The organism is Bacteroides xylanisolvens XB1A (assembly GCF_000210075.1).
GTDB classification, from domain to species: Bacteria; Bacteroidota; Bacteroidia; order Bacteroidales; family Bacteroidaceae; genus Bacteroides; species Bacteroides xylanisolvens.
This window is the reverse complement of sequence record NC_021017.1, coordinates 4,339,087-4,356,344: the sequence shown is the minus strand read 5'-3', so window position 1 is coordinate 4,356,344 and position 17,258 is coordinate 4,339,087. Positions and strand designations below refer to the sequence as shown.

The 17,258-nt window shown below is 39.8% G+C and carries 12 protein-coding genes; all 12 read left to right on the top strand.

The features are described 5' to 3' along the window. Window positions 1-508: 508 nt before the first annotated feature. The 12 genes from BXY_RS16640 to BXY_RS16585 all read left to right on the top strand — a co-directional run bounded on the left by BXY_RS16640 (window position 509) and on the right by BXY_RS16585 (window position 17,239). Window positions 509-982, top strand: coding sequence for a hypothetical protein (locus BXY_RS16640; protein ID WP_009039696.1), 474 nt, complete (start codon window positions 509-511; stop codon window positions 980-982). 140 nt (window positions 983-1,122) lie between these two features. After that, on the top strand, window positions 1,123-3,312 hold the full coding sequence (locus BXY_RS16635; protein ID WP_009039695.1) for a glutamine synthetase III family protein: 2,190 nt from the start codon (window positions 1,123-1,125) through the stop codon (window positions 3,310-3,312). Between the two features lie 116 nt (window positions 3,313-3,428). Next, window positions 3,429-4,130, top strand: a complete 702-nt coding sequence (locus tag BXY_RS16630) for a Crp/Fnr family transcriptional regulator (protein ID WP_009039694.1) — start codon at window positions 3,429-3,431, stop codon at window positions 4,128-4,130. A gap of 34 nt (window positions 4,131-4,164) precedes the next feature. Further along, entirely contained in the window at window positions 4,165-4,719 is a 555-nt protein-coding gene (locus BXY_RS16625) for an RNA polymerase sigma factor (protein ID WP_004315457.1), read from the top strand. A 67-nt stretch (window positions 4,720-4,786) separates the two neighbouring features. Further along, window positions 4,787-5,947: a FecR family protein gene (locus BXY_RS16620; RefSeq protein ID WP_004315456.1), complete on the top strand. Its 1,161-nt coding sequence runs from the start codon at window positions 4,787-4,789 to the stop codon at window positions 5,945-5,947. 29 nt (window positions 5,948-5,976) lie between these two features. Further along, entirely contained in the window at window positions 5,977-9,543 is a 3,567-nt protein-coding gene (locus BXY_RS16615) for a SusC/RagA family TonB-linked outer membrane protein (RefSeq protein WP_195564799.1), read from the top strand. Window positions 9,544-9,562: 19 nt separating this feature from the next. Further along, window positions 9,563-11,107, top strand: a complete 1,545-nt coding sequence (locus BXY_RS16610; protein WP_004315454.1) for a RagB/SusD family nutrient uptake outer membrane protein — start codon at window positions 9,563-9,565, stop codon at window positions 11,105-11,107. A 31-nt stretch (window positions 11,108-11,138) separates the two neighbouring features. Continuing rightward, window positions 11,139-12,152, top strand: a complete 1,014-nt coding sequence (locus BXY_RS16605; RefSeq protein WP_015532473.1) for a hypothetical protein — start codon at window positions 11,139-11,141, stop codon at window positions 12,150-12,152. A gap of 11 nt (window positions 12,153-12,163) precedes the next feature. After that, window positions 12,164-13,189, top strand: a complete 1,026-nt coding sequence (locus BXY_RS16600) for a TlpA family protein disulfide reductase (RefSeq protein WP_008771145.1) — start codon at window positions 12,164-12,166, stop codon at window positions 13,187-13,189. A gap of 31 nt (window positions 13,190-13,220) precedes the next feature. Beyond that, window positions 13,221-14,927 (top strand): S8 family serine peptidase, encoded by a 1,707-nt coding sequence (locus BXY_RS16595; RefSeq protein ID WP_004315451.1) that lies wholly within the window; start codon window positions 13,221-13,223, stop codon window positions 14,925-14,927. Window positions 14,928-14,937: 10 nt separating this feature from the next. After that, window positions 14,938-16,077 (top strand): aspartyl protease family protein, encoded by a 1,140-nt coding sequence (locus BXY_RS16590; protein WP_004315450.1) that lies wholly within the window; start codon window positions 14,938-14,940, stop codon window positions 16,075-16,077. 1 nt (window position 16,078) lies between these two features. Then, window positions 16,079-17,239, top strand: a complete 1,161-nt coding sequence (locus BXY_RS16585) for a pepsin/retropepsin-like aspartic protease family protein (RefSeq protein WP_004315449.1) — start codon at window positions 16,079-16,081, stop codon at window positions 17,237-17,239. Window positions 17,240-17,258 lie beyond the last annotated feature (19 nt).

Sequence of the window (17,258 nt, the reverse complement as noted above, 5' to 3'; positions counted from 1 at the left end):
TTTTATTTCTAAGTTGACAGAGAAGTTGATATACTTTATTTTACCATGATTTTTGAAAATAATCAAACCACCGCTAGTTTGATTCATAACGGTGCATAAATGAACTAAATGATAATTAAGCCCTTTCAGGGCATCCCAATAAATATATAATTGTAAGGCTTTCAGCCTAACCGATAAATTTTCATTTAACTGATAAATTCCCATTTAATTAAAAACTGCATAAAAAAGAGAAATACTTACTCTTACCTTTTTATTTCTCCTTTTATTTTTGACAAAGAAGAAAATTGTCGTATCTTTGTGATACTCTTCATATCAACCAGGCAGGGAACCTGCCTCGTTTTCGTGGCAGGCATTTTTATGCCTGTCCTGATGCTTCATATGGCGGTTTCGTACCCCCGTGTGGAGTGTTAATGCACCCACTGCCTGGTTGGTGAAGAGTAACGGGAAAGGCGGAACCGCTCTTATTTCATAGAAAATCTTCGCCTACCACCTTATTCATAATTATATTATGGAAACAAAACAAGTTACCGTTCAACCAGCGGTGGGAGGCATGATAAAGGCTTCCAAAGATTCATTTGCTATTCCTAAAGAAGAATTAAAGGATTTCTACCTTAAATTCGCTTTCCTCCTGAACCCGGATTCCTGCTCCATAAACCGCACCGAATTCGAACTATTAAACATTCTGCTGAAAGACCTGAAAAAAATCTTGGCAGCATTGACTCACCTCAACACCCATCCGTGGGATGAAGGTATTGCAGAAATCCAAATTTCATGCGGAGCTTACTCCATACAAGACAATTTGAGCAAGAAAGAACGTATACAAATGAATGCCGCTATGGGCAAACATTTACAATTCCTTACTCAAATGGCTATGGACAGTCCAGTGTTCAAACAGTTATTCAAAAACTATCACAACCATTATATCCAAGTGGAAAGTTTGGTTAAACAGATGGCTAAAGAAATGGACCAACAGAAGCAATAAGAACAGAAGTTGGAGAATCAACAGAGGGGGTATCTTTAGAAAAAATACATTCATTTCTAAAAATACCCCCTTTAAAATAGGGGTACTTTCAGAAAAAACATATAATTTTGCACCATCAACCGATAAAAAGTAGACCATTTATGTCAAAAATGCGTTTTTTTGCCTTACAAGAGCTTTCCAACCGGAAACCTCTGGAAGTAACTGCTCCTTCCAACAAACTCTCTGATTATTATGGTAGCCACGTGTTCGACCGCAAGAAGATGCAGGAGTATCTTCCCAAAGAAGCCTACAAAGCTGTAACCGATGCTATCGAAAAAGGTACGCCTATCAGCCGCGAAATAGCAGATTTGATTGCTAACGGCATGAAAAGTTGGGCCAAGTCACTCAACGTCACTCACTACACACACTGGTTCCAGCCTCTGACAGACGGAACAGCCGAGAAACATGACGGTTTTATCGAATTCGGCGAAGACGGCGGAGTAATCGAACGCTTCTCCGGAAAACTACTGATCCAGCAAGAACCGGATGCCTCTTCTTTCCCTAACGGCGGTATCCGCAACACTTTCGAAGCACGAGGATATACAGCCTGGGATGTTTCTTCACCAGCATTCGTGGTAGACACCACTCTTTGTATCCCAACTATCTTCATTTCTTATACAGGCGAAGCACTGGATTACAAAACTCCATTATTGAAAGCACTTGCCGCCGTAGATAAAGCAGCAACGGAAGTCTGCCAACTATTCGACAAGAACATCACACGCGTATATACCAATTTAGGATGGGAACAGGAATATTTTCTAGTCGACTCTTCCTTATATAATGCACGCCCCGACCTCTGCCTGACAGGACGGACACTGATGGGACACTCTTCCGCCAAAGACCAACAGTTGGAAGACCACTATTTCGGCTCCATCCCTCCACGTGTCACGGCATTTATGAAAGAACTCGAAATTGAGTGTCACAAACTGGGTATTCCCGCCAAAACCCGTCATAACGAAGTAGCCCCCAACCAATTTGAGTTGGCCCCTATCTTCGAAAACTGCAACCTTGCCAACGACCACAACCAGCTTGTCATGGATTTGATGAAACGTATCGCAAGGAAACATCACTTCAATGTACTCCTACACGAAAAGCCATACAGCGGAGTAAACGGTTCGGGCAAGCACAACAACTGGTCGCTCTGCACCGACACCGGCATCAACTTGTTCGCCCCCGGAAAGAATCCGAAAGGAAACATGCTATTCCTCACTTTCCTGGTAAACGCCTTAATGATGGTTTATAAAAACCAGGATTTACTGCGTGCCTCCATCATGAGCGCCAGCAACAGCTACCGTTTGGGAGCCAACGAAGCTCCTCCCGCCATTCTCTCCTGCTTCCTGGGTTCACAACTATCGTCCACTCTCGACGAAATTGTCCGCCAGGTAGGAAACGAGAAAATGACACCGGAAGAAAAAACCACCCTGAAGTTAGGTATCGGACGCATCCCCGAAATCCTACTGGATACTACCGACCGTAACCGCACCTCTCCTTTCGCATTCACCGGAAATCGTTTCGAGTTCCGTGCCGCAGGTTCGTCTTCCAACTGTGCCGCCTCCATGATTGCAATCAATGCCGCCATGGCAAACCAGTTGAACGAATTCCGTGCATCAGTAGAAAAGCTGATGGAAGAAGGAGTAGGCAAAGATGAAGCCATCTTCCGCATACTGAAAGAAACGATTATCGCCTCCGAACCGATTCGTTTTGAGGGCGACGGTTATTCTGAAGAATGGAAACAGGAAGCCGCACGCCGCGGACTGACTAACATCTGCCACGTACCGGAAGCCCTGATGCACTATATTGACAACCAATCCAAATCAGTGCTGATTGGCGAACGTATCTTCAACGAAACCGAATTGAACAGCCGTCTGGAAGTGGAACTGGAGAAATATACCATGAAGGTGCAAATCGAAGGCCGTGTACTGGGCGACCTCGCCATTAACCACATCGTACCGACTGCCGTTGCCTATCAGAACCGGTTGCTCGAAAATCTTCGCGGACTGAAAGAAATATTCCCGGCTGAAGAATACGAAGTGTTGAGTGCCGACCGCAAAGAGCTGATCCGTGAAATTTCACACCGGGTCACTTCCATCAAAGTACTGGTTCGCGAAATGACCGAAGCACGAAAAGTAGCCAACCACATGGAGAACTATAAGGAAAGAGCATTTGAGTATGAAGAAAAAGTACGCCCGTATCTCGATCAGATCCGCGACCACATCGACCACCTAGAGATGGAAGTAGACGACGAAATATGGCCGTTACCCAAATACAGAGAACTGTTGTTTGCTAAATAAAATGCCTATAAGATTGCACGAAAGCTCCCACTTTTGTGCAATCTTTTTATAGATTCGTTCATTTTCTCATTTTTTCTTTTTACTTTTGTGCTGTATAACACAGTTTTGTAGCACTCATGGTAAAAATGAATATGTCAGACATCGATATTTCGGAACCGTTATCCGATATGTTAGCTCCTTTAAATAACGAGCAAAAGGAGTTTCTGATGAACAATTATACGATACAAACCTACAAAAAAAATGAAACCATCTACTGCGAAGGGGAAACACCTTCTCATCTGATGTGTCTTATCAGTGGGAAAGTAAAAATCTTCAAAGATGGCGTGGGAGGTAGAAGTCAGATTATTCGCATGATTAAACCACGCGAATACTTTGCTTATCGTGCTTATTTTGCCAAACAAGATTTTGTAACTGCCGCAGCAGCTTTCGAACCCTCTGTTGTTTGTCTGATTCCTATGAATGCTATCTTAACTTTAGTTGCCCAGAATAATGACCTGGCTATGTTTTTTATCCGCCAGCTTTCTATTGATCTCGGCATCTCAGACGAACGCACTGTCAATCTGACACAAAAGCATATCCGCGGACGCTTGGCCGAATCTCTCATCTTCCTGAAAGAAAGCTACGGCTTGGAAGAAGACGGATCTACTTTGAGCATTTATCTTTCACGCGAAGATTTAGCTAATCTCTCTAATATGACTACTTCGAATGCTATCCGCACATTGTCACAGTTCGCTACGGAACGACTGATTACAATCGACGGAAGAAAGATCAAAATCATCGAAGAAGAAAAGCTGAAGAAAATAAGTAAGATTGGATAAGAAAATTCCTGCACCAGTCGCTCCACCCTAAATAGTGAACATACATATAGAAAATATAATTGCAGACATCAGACGTGGTAACAAACAGGCTTTCAAAAAGCTATTTGATGACTACTATCCTATTCTTTGCGTGTTCGCATCCCACTATATTGAAGACAAAGAAGTTTGCAAAGACATTGCGCAAGATGTATTGTTAGCTTATTGGGAACGGAAAGAAGATTTCGACGACATTTTGAAAGTAAAAAGCTTCCTTTATACCGTCACCCGAAATAAATGTCTGAATCACCTAAAACATGAACAATTAGATATTCCTAATTTTTCCGGACAGGAAGAATTCGATAGTGGCTTTGAAGCTGCTATTATCGAACAGGAAACATTCCACATGGTTCGCAAAGCGGTAGAAGAATTGCCTACCCAAATGCGAAATATCATCTTATACTCTATGAAAGGGTTAAAAAACCATGAGATTGCTGACAAATTGCAAATTTCAGAAGGCACTGTCCATACGTTAAAGAAATTCGCCTATCGCAAACTTCGCGAAAGTCTCAAAGGCATAAATTACACCTTATTACTATTTTTATGCAAATAAAGTAACTTTTTGATTACCCCGTTTTTTCGATTGGATTGTTTTACTTATATAACAAATCGAAAAAACGATGAATTCATTCAAAGAAAAATTTAAAATTGCAAAAATCTTAGCTTCCTTATTTACTCATTCGTCTACTCCCGAAGAGGAAAAAAACTATCATGCGTGGTTGGATGAAAATCCGGAGCATCAAAAAATAGCCGACCGGATATTAAATAAGGAAACGTATGAAGAAAACAGCCGGTTAATAAAAAGCTTCTCTTCACAAAAGGCATGGGACAGAATCTATCCGCTACTAGGAGGAGAAAAAACATCCGGTTTTCTTTCATGGAAAAGGAGTCTGAAATATGCGGCTCTTCTTTTGCTATTGTTAATACCGATTTCATACCTTATTTATAATTGGGTAGCCGGAGAACCAATCGGTGAAATCACTCCAGGAACCCATGGCGGAGAACTGACTTTAAGTAATGGCAACACTTTCAACCTTTTTGAGAATGTCCTTCCGGAGGGTGCAACTGAAGTGTTCATCATTGACTCCAAAGGGATTAATTATCAAACTCCTGCCAACAAGCCCAAAGTGAAAGAAATCAAAAATACGCTTCGTACACTGCATGGTATGGAATGTCACATTGTCCTTTCAGATGGAACAAAAGTACATCTGAACGCAGAATCACAACTGACTTATCCGATTTGTTTCAGCGATAAGGAACGCATCGTACAGGTTGAAGGTGAAGCCTATTTTGATGTTGCTCCAGATAAAGCACATCCTTTTATCGTGCAAACACCGCACACTTCTATTCGGGTGACAGGAACTTCTTTCAATGTAAGGGCTTATGCGGATGAAGAAGTGGAAAGTACTACACTAATTAGTGGAGCTATAGAGATTAGCAGTGAAAACGAAGATTATGAATTGATTCCAAACCAACATTTCGTATATGACAAAAATAGTCGGGAAAGTACCGTATCTAACGTAAATACAGAATTATACACTTCCTGGGAGTCCGGATCATTCATATTTATGAATGTTCCTCTTGAGAATGTAATGTCATATCTTTCCAAATGGTACGGATTCACATACACTTTTGAAGACGATGCAGCCAGACAGGTACAAATCGGAGCTTATCTCAACCGCTATGCAAACATGAATCCAATTATCGACATGATAATGGAATTAAATATGGTAGACATAAAACAAAGAGAAGGTATACTGCACATTTCTTATAAACAATAACTATTAATACATATTATAACTAACGCATTATGAAAAAACGAACACAATCCTCCTCAAAGGGAGTATCTTATGTAAGCAGAAATTTCGTTAAGTTCTGCCTTTTATGGATATTCTCCCTTTCTTCACTTATGATTCAAGCACAAGACAATCAGCGAATCTCCGTTGATCTGAGAGGCGAAAGCCTGGAATCTACGCTTTGGTATTTGCAAAACCGTACAAAATTCATTTTTATGTACGCAACAGAAGATATCGCTAACATAACCGATATCAGCGTAAAGGCAAAAAACAAAACGATCACCGAAATTCTGGATGAATGTCTGGAAGGAACTAACCTGACTTATGAAGTATCAGGCACTGCCATCGTTATTAAGAAAAGAAAGACTAATAAAATCACGATTAGTGGATGGATACGTGATGCAAGCGGTGAAGCACTTCCCGGAGCTACAGTCACTGTCCGAGGTTCAAAACATGGAGCTATCGCCGGACTAGACGGACATTACACTTTTAATATTCCTGCACAAGAAGGGTTAATATTAACTTATTCATTCATCGGAATGGAGAAAAAGACTGTAAGATATACAGGAAAGAAAACGATTAATGTCACTCTAAACAGTTCCAGTACTGAAATTGACGAAGTGGTTGTAACCGGTTATCAGAATATTCAACGCCGTGACCTAGTAGGTTCTATTACCACAGTAAAAGCAAAAGATATTTTAATGCCTTCATATACCACTATTGACCAAATGTTGCAAGGACGTGTGGCAGGTATGATTGTCACCAATACAAGTAGTCGTGTAGGTACTGCCCCGAAAATTCAAATCCGTGGTACCAGTACCTTACTGGGTAATCAAGACCCACTTTGGGTAGTCGACGGCATCATTCAGGAAGACCCCCTGGAATTGAATGCATCTTCTCTCATGACAGAGGACTTGAAAAACATTATCGGTAATCAGATTTCTTGGTTAAATCCTGCTGATATCGAAAGCATTAGTATTTTAAAAGATGCTTCTGCGACCGCTATTTATGGTTCAAAAGCATCGAATGGTGTTATTGAGATCACAACCAAAAAGAATACGACTGATCGTCTAAGTGTCAATTACACCTCTAATTTTGTAATGGGTACGCGTCCCAACTATGGACAGTTTAATTATATGAATTCCAAAGAAAGAGTACTATTCTCACAAGAAGCTTTTAACTGGGGAACACCTTATGGCACAGAACCAATCAAACAAATATATACTTATGAAGGATTATTGAATATGTATCTATCGCACGATATATCTTCTGAAGATTTTCTGGCACAACGCAATGTTCTGGAAACACAAAATACAGATTGGTTCAAACTACTAACCCGCCGTTCTTTTAGCCATAACCATAATATAAGTGTTTCCGGTGGAACAAATAAATACAGTTATGCAGCTTCTATGGGATATTCCAATAGCGAAGGGCAGGAAATAGGAAACGACAGTGAACGTATGACCGGACGCGTTGCCATCACCATACGCCCGGTACAAAAACTAACGATTAATGCAACGATCAACGGTAGCGTAAGTACGAATAACGGTTTTGCCGGAGGAGTCAATCCTATGGGGTATGCTACTACTACCAATCGTTCTATAGACCCTGATGCTTACTATCAAATGAAAGCCTCATACCCATACAATAGCGGAGTCAAATCATTATCATACAATTTCGTAAATGAACGGAATAATAGTGGTTCTAAATCAAAATCAAGTTTCATGTCAGCTTCGCTAGACTTGAAATGGAATATATTGGACTGGTTAACTTACCAATTTACTGGTGGATATTCCAATAATAACAGCACAAACGAAGCTTGGGAAACTGAACAAACGTTTTATATTGCTGAAACATATCGTGGTTATGATTTCAACTCTGTCTCACCAAACAGTAAAGAGTTTGGAGCAGCCTTACTCCCATTCGGAGGCGAATTATTCACAAATAACGCACAGCAGTACTCTTACAACATCCAAAATAAACTGCAATTCAGTAAAGCCTTTAATAATGAGAACCGAATTAATGCTTTAGTAGGTATGGAATTACGTTCTTCCACTAATAAAGGTGTCAGCAATACGGTATGGGGATATGCCCCAGATAGAGGAGAAGTAATAACATTACCAACCACTCCACAAGCTTTTACACCGATTACAGGTTCTAAAAACGAAGGATGGGGGCTTTTAAAAAAGATATATGATGGTGGATGGAGAAAAGTCAATACTACAGACAATTACCTTTCCGTATTCGCCACATTGGCATATTCACTCAAAAACCGATATGTTGTTAATGCAAATATACGTAATGATGCATCCAACCGTTTCGGTCAGGATGCCAATCACCGTATTGACCCTACCTATTCATTCGGTTTCTCCTGGAGAGCTTCAGAAGAGGACTTCATGAAGAAATATGTAAAATGGATAACAACCTTAAACTTCCGCGGCACCTATGGTATTCAAGGAAATGCAGTAACGCGCATTAGTCCGGATTTGATTTTAAATCAGGGGAAAGTGGCTAATCTATACAACAGATATCAGTCTACCATCTCCCAAATCCCAAATCCGAATCTATCATGGGAACGTACCAAATCATGGAATTTCGGTGTAGACCTGGAATTATTCAGTATGTTTTATATGAATTTGGAATATTATACAAGACGATCCAATGCCATTGTTGAACTGGAATTACCTTATGAATATGGAATAACATCCATGAAACGCAACGGTGGTATTATCCACAACAGAGGTATCGAATACACATTAACTTTTACCCCGATACAGAAACGGGACTATGCATTAAGTGTCAGTTTGAATGCTTCCAAGAACTGGAATGAAGGCGGACATACAGACATTGATGTCAATGCAGCTTCCTTCTTAAGTGGACGTTCAGATATTGTATTAAAAGAAGGATATCCGCTCAGCAGTTTCTGGTCATACTCTTTTGCAGGATTAGACGGAAAAACCGGTGAAGCTTTATTCAATCTTTTGGATATTCCGGAAGAAGAACGTAGCAGACAAATAGATCCGACTACTTATCTGGTATATTCTGGTCAGAAAGATCCTTATTTCACTGGTGGATTGAGCTTAAGTTTCCGCTATAAATCATTAACTTTAAACACCAGTTTTTCACTTTTACTCGGCAACAAGAAACGTCTGCCATCACCATACGAACAATTCGCTAGTTCTTATTATATGCCAGATCCATATACAAATATAAACCGCGATTTACTGAACCGTTGGAAAGAACCGGGAGACGAAGCCCATACAATCATTCCTTCTTTACCCAAAGCAGGAATGGCTTATATAGAATTGCCCAACAATGAGAATGTTTATAGCATTCCATTATGGGAACAATCTGACGCTATGGTGGTCAGTGGTTCTTTCTTACGCTGCCGCAACATCGGTCTATCCTGGCAAATGAAACGTGAGTGGTGCGAAAAAATATATATGAAAAATCTATCACTCAACTTTAACATGGATAACATCTTTGTTATCGCCAGCAAACGTTTCAACGGTTTCGACCCGGAAGTTAGCAACAGTGTACTTCCACGGAATTATTCATTAGGTATTAACATTGGTTTCTAAAAAAATAAAAAGATAGACAATGAAAAGAATTATATATATACTAACAGGAATAGTCTTACTATCACTATCCTCTTGCTCAGATTTTCTAGAGCCTAAATCTCAAAGTGAGTACGTTCCCAAAGATGCAAATGCTTTGCAAGAAATGTTAATCGGTTCTGCTTATCCCAAACAGGATAAAAGCAATTTCCTACTACCCTTTCTTAGCTTCTTAGACGATGACATTCAGTTCCACAAAACTGATTATGAATTTAGCATCAACTCTCTAAAAAATATAGAAGCCAAACAAGCTGTTTATACATGGCAACCGGATATGTTTTTCATTATGGAAAGAAATGGTTATCCTCTTCAGAATATCTGGGAAGGATACTATAACTATATCTTAGGCGCAAATGCAGCTCTTGATTATATCGGTGACGTAAATGGTACGGAGGCTGAAAAAAATTATGTAATAGCCCAATCCCTCGGATTAAGAGCTTTCTATTATTTTATGTTAGTCAATCATTTTGGAGCACCATACAACTATAACAAACAGGCTTTAGGAGTTCCACTCAAACTAGACAGCAACCTGCTACCTGAAGACCAACTATTAATGACACGAAACACCGTTGAGGAAGTATACAACCAAATTGTGGACGATCTGAATGAAGCTGAACGTTTATTCCTTACTTTAAGCAAAGATAAACAATATGAACCGAATTATCTGGTTAGCCTTCCAATGATACAATTGCTGAAGTCCCGCGTCTTTCTCTATATGGAAAACTGGAAAGATGCAGCCATATACGCCAACAAAGTAATAAAAGACTGGTCCTTCGCTTTAGTAGACTTAAATAACCTCCCTTCTCCAACAGTGGCAGAGCCTTATTACAATTTTACATCTTTAAAATCATCTGAGGTTATTTGGTTATATGGAAGCGTTTCAGACTTAACTGTATTCAATGATGAGTCGGTAGAGTATGAGGAAGAAGGTTACTTCGGTAATACCACCACCTATTACCGAGAAGCTTTTATCGCTTCTGATAACTTGATTGAAAGCTTTGAAGATGGAGATTTAAGAAAAGAAAAGTATATAGCAAAAGAGTTCAATAAAGATGATAAAGTTTTCTATGAAGACTCTTATACTACTTTCGGCAAATACAAACTTTCAGCTACAGGTGAACCTAGTGGTTCGGAAAACTTTGCTTTATCCTTCAGACTAGGTGAGGCTTATTTAAATCTAGCAGAAGCAGCTGCCCATAATAATGACGAGAGTACAGCACTATCTGCTTTAAAAACCTTACTGGCTAAACGTTATGAACCCGACAAATTTGTTGAGCCTACCGGATTAACAGGTGATGCGCTCAAAACTTTCATCAAAAATGAAAGAAGAAAAGAACTTTGTTTTGAAGGGCAACGATGGTTTGATCTCCGACGCTACGGAATGCCACAAATTATTCATAGATGGGGAGAACAGGTATATACATTAAAACAGAATGATCCTTCCTATACCATGCCTATACCAGACGCCGTCTTAATTAAAAATAAAAAACTGGAGCAGAACCCTTTAGCTCCAAAACGCGAAAGTTAATAGTATATATCTTATGAATTAAACAAAAGAAATGAATATGAAAAAAAAATATATATTATGGGGATTACTTGCTTGTATGGCATTATTCACCTCATGTTATGAAGAAGACACACTGACTCCTACAGAAGGAGGCATTGAATTACGCTTTAAAGTACCTCAAGGAAATAATAGTTGGGACGATGACATCGCCCAAATATACGAAGACTATAATGTATATCTTATTTATAAAGATCTGCAAAGGGCTGATTTTAATCGCAGCTGGACAGGCATATCATATGGTAGTGGCTACGAAGGCCAAGGCTGTGTAAATGACGAAATGACCAATTACTATGTCGAATTTATGAAAAAGCATATCTTTGCATACTTGAATCCGCCGATCACATCTAAAGTTCTGCCTATGTATTGGTATTTGGGATACAATGTCTATAGTAAAGGCGTATTAGAAGTTGGAGGCGTAATCCTAGCAAGCTGGATTGTACCCATACACGAAAATTACGATGGGCTGGATTATTGGTGCACTTGTATGTTTGGAGAAGACAATCCCAGCGATCCTTATTTAATTCCCACAGACAGAGCACTCCTTGACAGACGCCGGAAAATGATATTGGCTCCCGTATTGGAAAAAGCAGTAAAAGCCGGAAACATCATTATACCTGAAGAATTTGAAGTGGGATTCGACCATGTCACTAATCTGATAGCAGGCTTGGGAATGGAAGATGACCCAAACTATTATCTTACCAGAGGATATCCGGGAAGTGTAAACACGTATGTATTCAATAGTATCAGCGAACCAGCCAACAACTCTTATCCTCCAACCAATGAAGAGACTTTTATAGGATATATGCATCTTTCCATGTACTATAACCAAGCACGACTAGCAGAGGTATATCCGGCTGATAAATATCCTTTTCTCACCGAAAAGTTTGCTTTCGTACAGAAATATTTAAAAGATAAATATCAGATCGATCTGGAAGCAATAGCCAACGGACCGGAAGACTGGGATTTACCTTTACCTCCAATACCGGAGACTCCAGATGAAGAATAACAACTCTGATAATGAACTATAAACTCATAATAATGACAAAAGTAAAAAATCTATTATTAACCATATTACTCTTATGCGGTACCACCATATGGGGAAATAACGGGCTAAGAATATCAGGAAGAATAAAAGTATTAAAGCCAACGACTTTACAAATAAAAGATATGAATGAAGGCGTTGTATTAAGCTGCATCATCGGTACTAATAACACATTCAGTACCGATGAAATAAACATCATTCCTGATGTCTACAAACTCTATTTAGGAGAAACCGAACAGAATATTTATCTGGAAAATAACCCGGTAACAATCAATGGCTACTTCGACGAAAAGAACCCTGAACAAAGTTCGCTTTCATTCACTGGCATCGATCCGTTTCTGACTTTACAAAACTATATGCCAGCAGAAAAAGACCCGGATATAGCAACGATTTCTACTTCCGTCAAAGGAAAACTAACTCCCTCCATGGCATCTGCATTAGCCTATCTGGCAGATGTAAATGATTACCAATCCAACAAGATGCTATTGGACATGATACCGGAACAAGACAGAAAGTCTTTATCTGCCAAATGGCTGGTAAACAGGGTAGAAATCCTCTCCCACCAAATCATTGGTGCAGAATGTCCCGACTTTACTTTCACAGATGCCAACGGAAAAAACGTAAGTCTGAAAGACTTCCGTGGGAAAATTGTCGTACTTGACTTCTGTGCCTCCTGGTGTGGTCCTTGTCGTAAAGAGATGCGTAGTATGCTAACCATATACAATGAATTGAAGGCTGACGATCTGGAATTCATCAGTGTCTCGCTGGATGACAGCGAAGCAAAATGGAGAAAAATGCTGGATGAAGAAAAATTGCCGTGGGTGATGCTATGGGATAAGACAGGATTCCCTAAAAACAGCAAGACTCCAAGTGCTATCCAGACTGATTACGGCTTCTACTCCATCCCTTTCCTTGTAGTCATTGACAAAGAAGGCAAACTTGCTGCACGCAACGTCCGGGGTGAACAAGTACGCGAGGCCATTTTAAAAATAAGACAATAAACAAACTATATAAATTATAACTCTTTTGACAATGAAGAAACTTATATTTCCAATCGTATGCTGTTTTATCAGCGTTACTGTATCAGCCCAGTTAATCAAACCAAAGGCAGAAACACAAAAAAAACAATCCGAACTGGACTGGTTTAACTGTTCTTTCGACCAGGACAGTGTATACGGAGCTGAAGTAAACAAAGCTTATGATTACCTGAAAGCCAACAAAAAGAAAGCAAAGAAAAGACCGGTTGTTGCACTGATCGGAACCGGAATGGACGTAGAACACGAAGACCTAAAACACGCAATCTGGATCAACCCAAAAGAAAAGTCAAACCAAAAAGATGATGATAAAAACGGGCTTGTTGACGACATCAATGGCTGGAACTTCATCGGTGGTAAAGACGGCCAAGTAATGGAAGCTTTGACACGCGAAGGAGAACGTGAATTCTTCCGTCTCAAAGATAAATACGCTGATTATATCTTTGACGGAAAGAAGTATTATAAAATAGTCAATGGAAAACGCCAAGAAGTCCCCGCACCGGAAAACATAGAAGAATATAATTACTATCGCTATAAAGTCATGCCGGAATCAAGAATCGGTGGAGCTTACGGCGGTCTTCAACTATCTTATGTTATAGAAGAATATGTTGAAAAGTTCGATAAGGACATGAAAAAACGTTTTCCCGGAAAAGAGCTGACTGTTGAGGACTTCCAAAGTTGTTATGATCCCAAAGCTGAAAGAGACAGTCTTTCTGAAGTCGCTTTTGTATTTACTGCCTACTATTTCAGCATCTATAATACGGATAAATGGGAACCTGTTTATCAGAATATGGGAAAGAAAAGTGTAGAAACAGGTAAAGCGTCTTATGAAGAGGCTTTAAAGAGATACGGAAGTGATAATCGAAAAGAAATTGTAGGTGACAATCCTCTGGATATTAACGATACGCATTATGGTAATAATGTACTGTTGACATCTGATGCGGCAACAGGCGTAATGAAGGCCGGCGTTATCGCAGCTAAACGTGACAACGGTATCGGAAGTAACGGTATTGCAGACAATGCAGAAATCATGACCTTACGCATCCACCCGGGAGAAGGAGAACCATACCTGAAAGATATGGCATTGGCCATCCGCTATGCAGTAAACCACGGTGCAGATGTAATCGTATTACCGGAACAAAACTCCATATATCCGAAAGAGCAGAAACAATGGGTGTCAGAGGCGTTGAAAGAGGCAGAGAAGAAAGGGGCATTAGTTATAGTTCCGGTTTGGGATCTATCAATGGATATGGATAAAGACGAATTCTTTCCCAACCGTAAGATGAATAAAGAGGGAGAACTTACTAATTTTATGGTAGTTGCTTCTTCAGACAAGAATGGAAATCCGGTATTGAACACCAATTACGGTGCAACTGCTCTCGATATTTATGCTCCGGGAACAGACATTTATTCATCTTATATGGGTGACACTTATCAAAAAGGAACTGGAGAAGGAATGGCTTCGGCTACTGTAGCTGGCGTAGCTGCTCTTGTGAAGTCTTATTTCCCAAAACTGACCGGTTCTCAAATCCGTGACATATTATTAAAAAGCGTCACTTCACGCAAAGGTGTAGAAGTAGAAAAAGGAATCCGCGTGAACGATAGCCCTTCACAAGATTTATTCCTTTTTGATGACCTATGTATTTCCGGAGGTATCGTTAATGCTTACCAAGCAATCTTGGAAGCAGAAAAAGTCAGCAAATAAAGATTAGTCTATGAAATATACTCGTCTAATAGGAACCGTCATTGCCTTTTGCATGGCGGTCCCTTTATTCGCCCAACAATATAAAGCAACCATACCTTATCGGATGGTAGGCGAAAAAATGGTTATCGAAATGAAAGTGAACGGCAATGCACGCCCTTTTATCTTTGATACCGGAGGGCGCACCGCACTTACCACTAAAGCCTGTCAAGCACTACAAATAACAGCAACAGACTCTATGAAGGTGACAGATGTGAATAACGTGGAAAGCTATTACAAAACTACGCGAATAGAAAATCTGACGACTCCCGATGATGTTATTAACTTTAAAAATGCCCCGTCGCTAATCATCAATGAAGTAAAAGGCTGGGAATGTTTTGGAGTAGATGGTATCATCGGAAGCGATTTATTTGCAAGTACTATTGTAAGCATTGATTCGCAGACTAAAAATATCATAGTCACATCTGCCGAAAAGCCTTCTACAGTATCTTTACGAAAAATGCTGAATTTCACGAAAGAAGGGGGAATGCCAATTGTCAATGTACAGATCGCTCCGGTCAGCAACATCACTGTATTATTTGATACAGGCAGTCCCAGTCTGTTATCTCTTATTGAAAGTGATTTTGAGAGAATTAAACCGGAGGCATCTATGGAAGTCGTTTCTGAAGGATATGGGGAAGGAAGTATCGGAGTAGCCGGACAAGCAGATAAAGCATCTTCATATAGAGTACATATTCCCTTATTATCAGTAGGAGCCACCAAATTCCGCAACTTAACGACCCATACAGACAAACACCCTTATACATTACTAGGTGTAAAGTTATTACAATACGGGAAAGTGACTATCGACTATCCACGTGGAAGATTCTATTTTGAAGCTTTCCAACCGGATAATGAAATCAACAATCAATGCAACAACTTCGATTTGACGGTCAAAGACGGAGACTTATTTGTATCTACCGTCTGGAGTAGCACGAAAGGTAAGATAGAAGTAGGAGACAAAGTGATTAAGATTAATGGCAAACCTGCTAAGAAATATGACTTCTGCGAAAGTATTCTGAACGGAATACCGGAATTGAAAGAGAAAAAACAGACGAAGCTAACGATTGAGACTGCTTCCGGAATAAAAAATATTATCTACAAAAAAGAATGACATGAAAAGAATAGGAATACTGACCGGCTTATGGCTGCTATTATTTCTAAACTGCGGACAAGAAATGGTAGCGCAAATCCAGAATAAGGTTTGCGATACCATTCCTTATGAATTCATTCAGGAGAAAATCATTATACCCGTTACTGTTAATGGTGTAAATGTAAAATACATCGTCGATACAGGAGGAAGAACCGGGACTATGTATGACGCCGCAACTGAAATGAAAGCTACTGCCGCAGGATATATGCGCATTTCCGATGTGAATGCACAAGGCTCCAACTATCAGGAAGCCCACGTACAAAATGTTTCCATCGGAAAGAACTACAAAATCAAACAGTTGAAAACGATGGTACTACCTAAGAATCCATTCTTCACAGACCTGGGAGTTGTCGGAATTCTTGGAGGAGATGCCTTTGCACAGTCGGTAGTAACATTCGATTCCCGTTCTAAAATAATGGTAATCAACTATCCTTATCGTCCCGAAAAGTTAAAGGTTACAGACGGAATTCCTTTGTTGGATGAAACTGAACATCATTCCATCGTCAACGTTCGTTTAGGAAATAATGATTTAAAAGTTCTGTTCGACACAGGTGCCGGAGGCTTTCTACTTTATTCTACGGAAGATTACAACAGGCTGGCTGACATCTCGCAAGTTACCAATCATGGATATGGTATCGTAGCTGCCGGAATAACAGGGTTGGGCAAGCCGGTGGATATTAAAAAAGTATCTGTACCTTCCATCAATATCATGGGAAAAGAATTCACAAACGTAGGTAGTACAACAACTGTCATGAATGGAACTATCATCGGGGTGGATCTACTGCAATATGGTAAAGTAATTATTGATTATATGCGGAGACGTTTTTACTTCCTCCCATTTGAAGAAGGGAAAATCGACATGGGTGGTGCTCCCGCTCTTTGGAACGTAAGCATATTACCGCGTAACGAAAGATTCGAAATTACAACTATATGGGATAGCATGAAAGATACAGTTGCTTTCGGCGACGAAGTGATTAATATCAACGGAACTTCTCTTAAAGATTGCCCCATGAGCCAGATGGCCGTAGAAGAAATTATGAATGCTATACCTGGTGATACCGGCTATATTATCATCAAAAAAGATAATCAAGAGAAAAGAATTGAAATCAGGAAAGAGAAATAAACTTTAAACAGAAAGAATA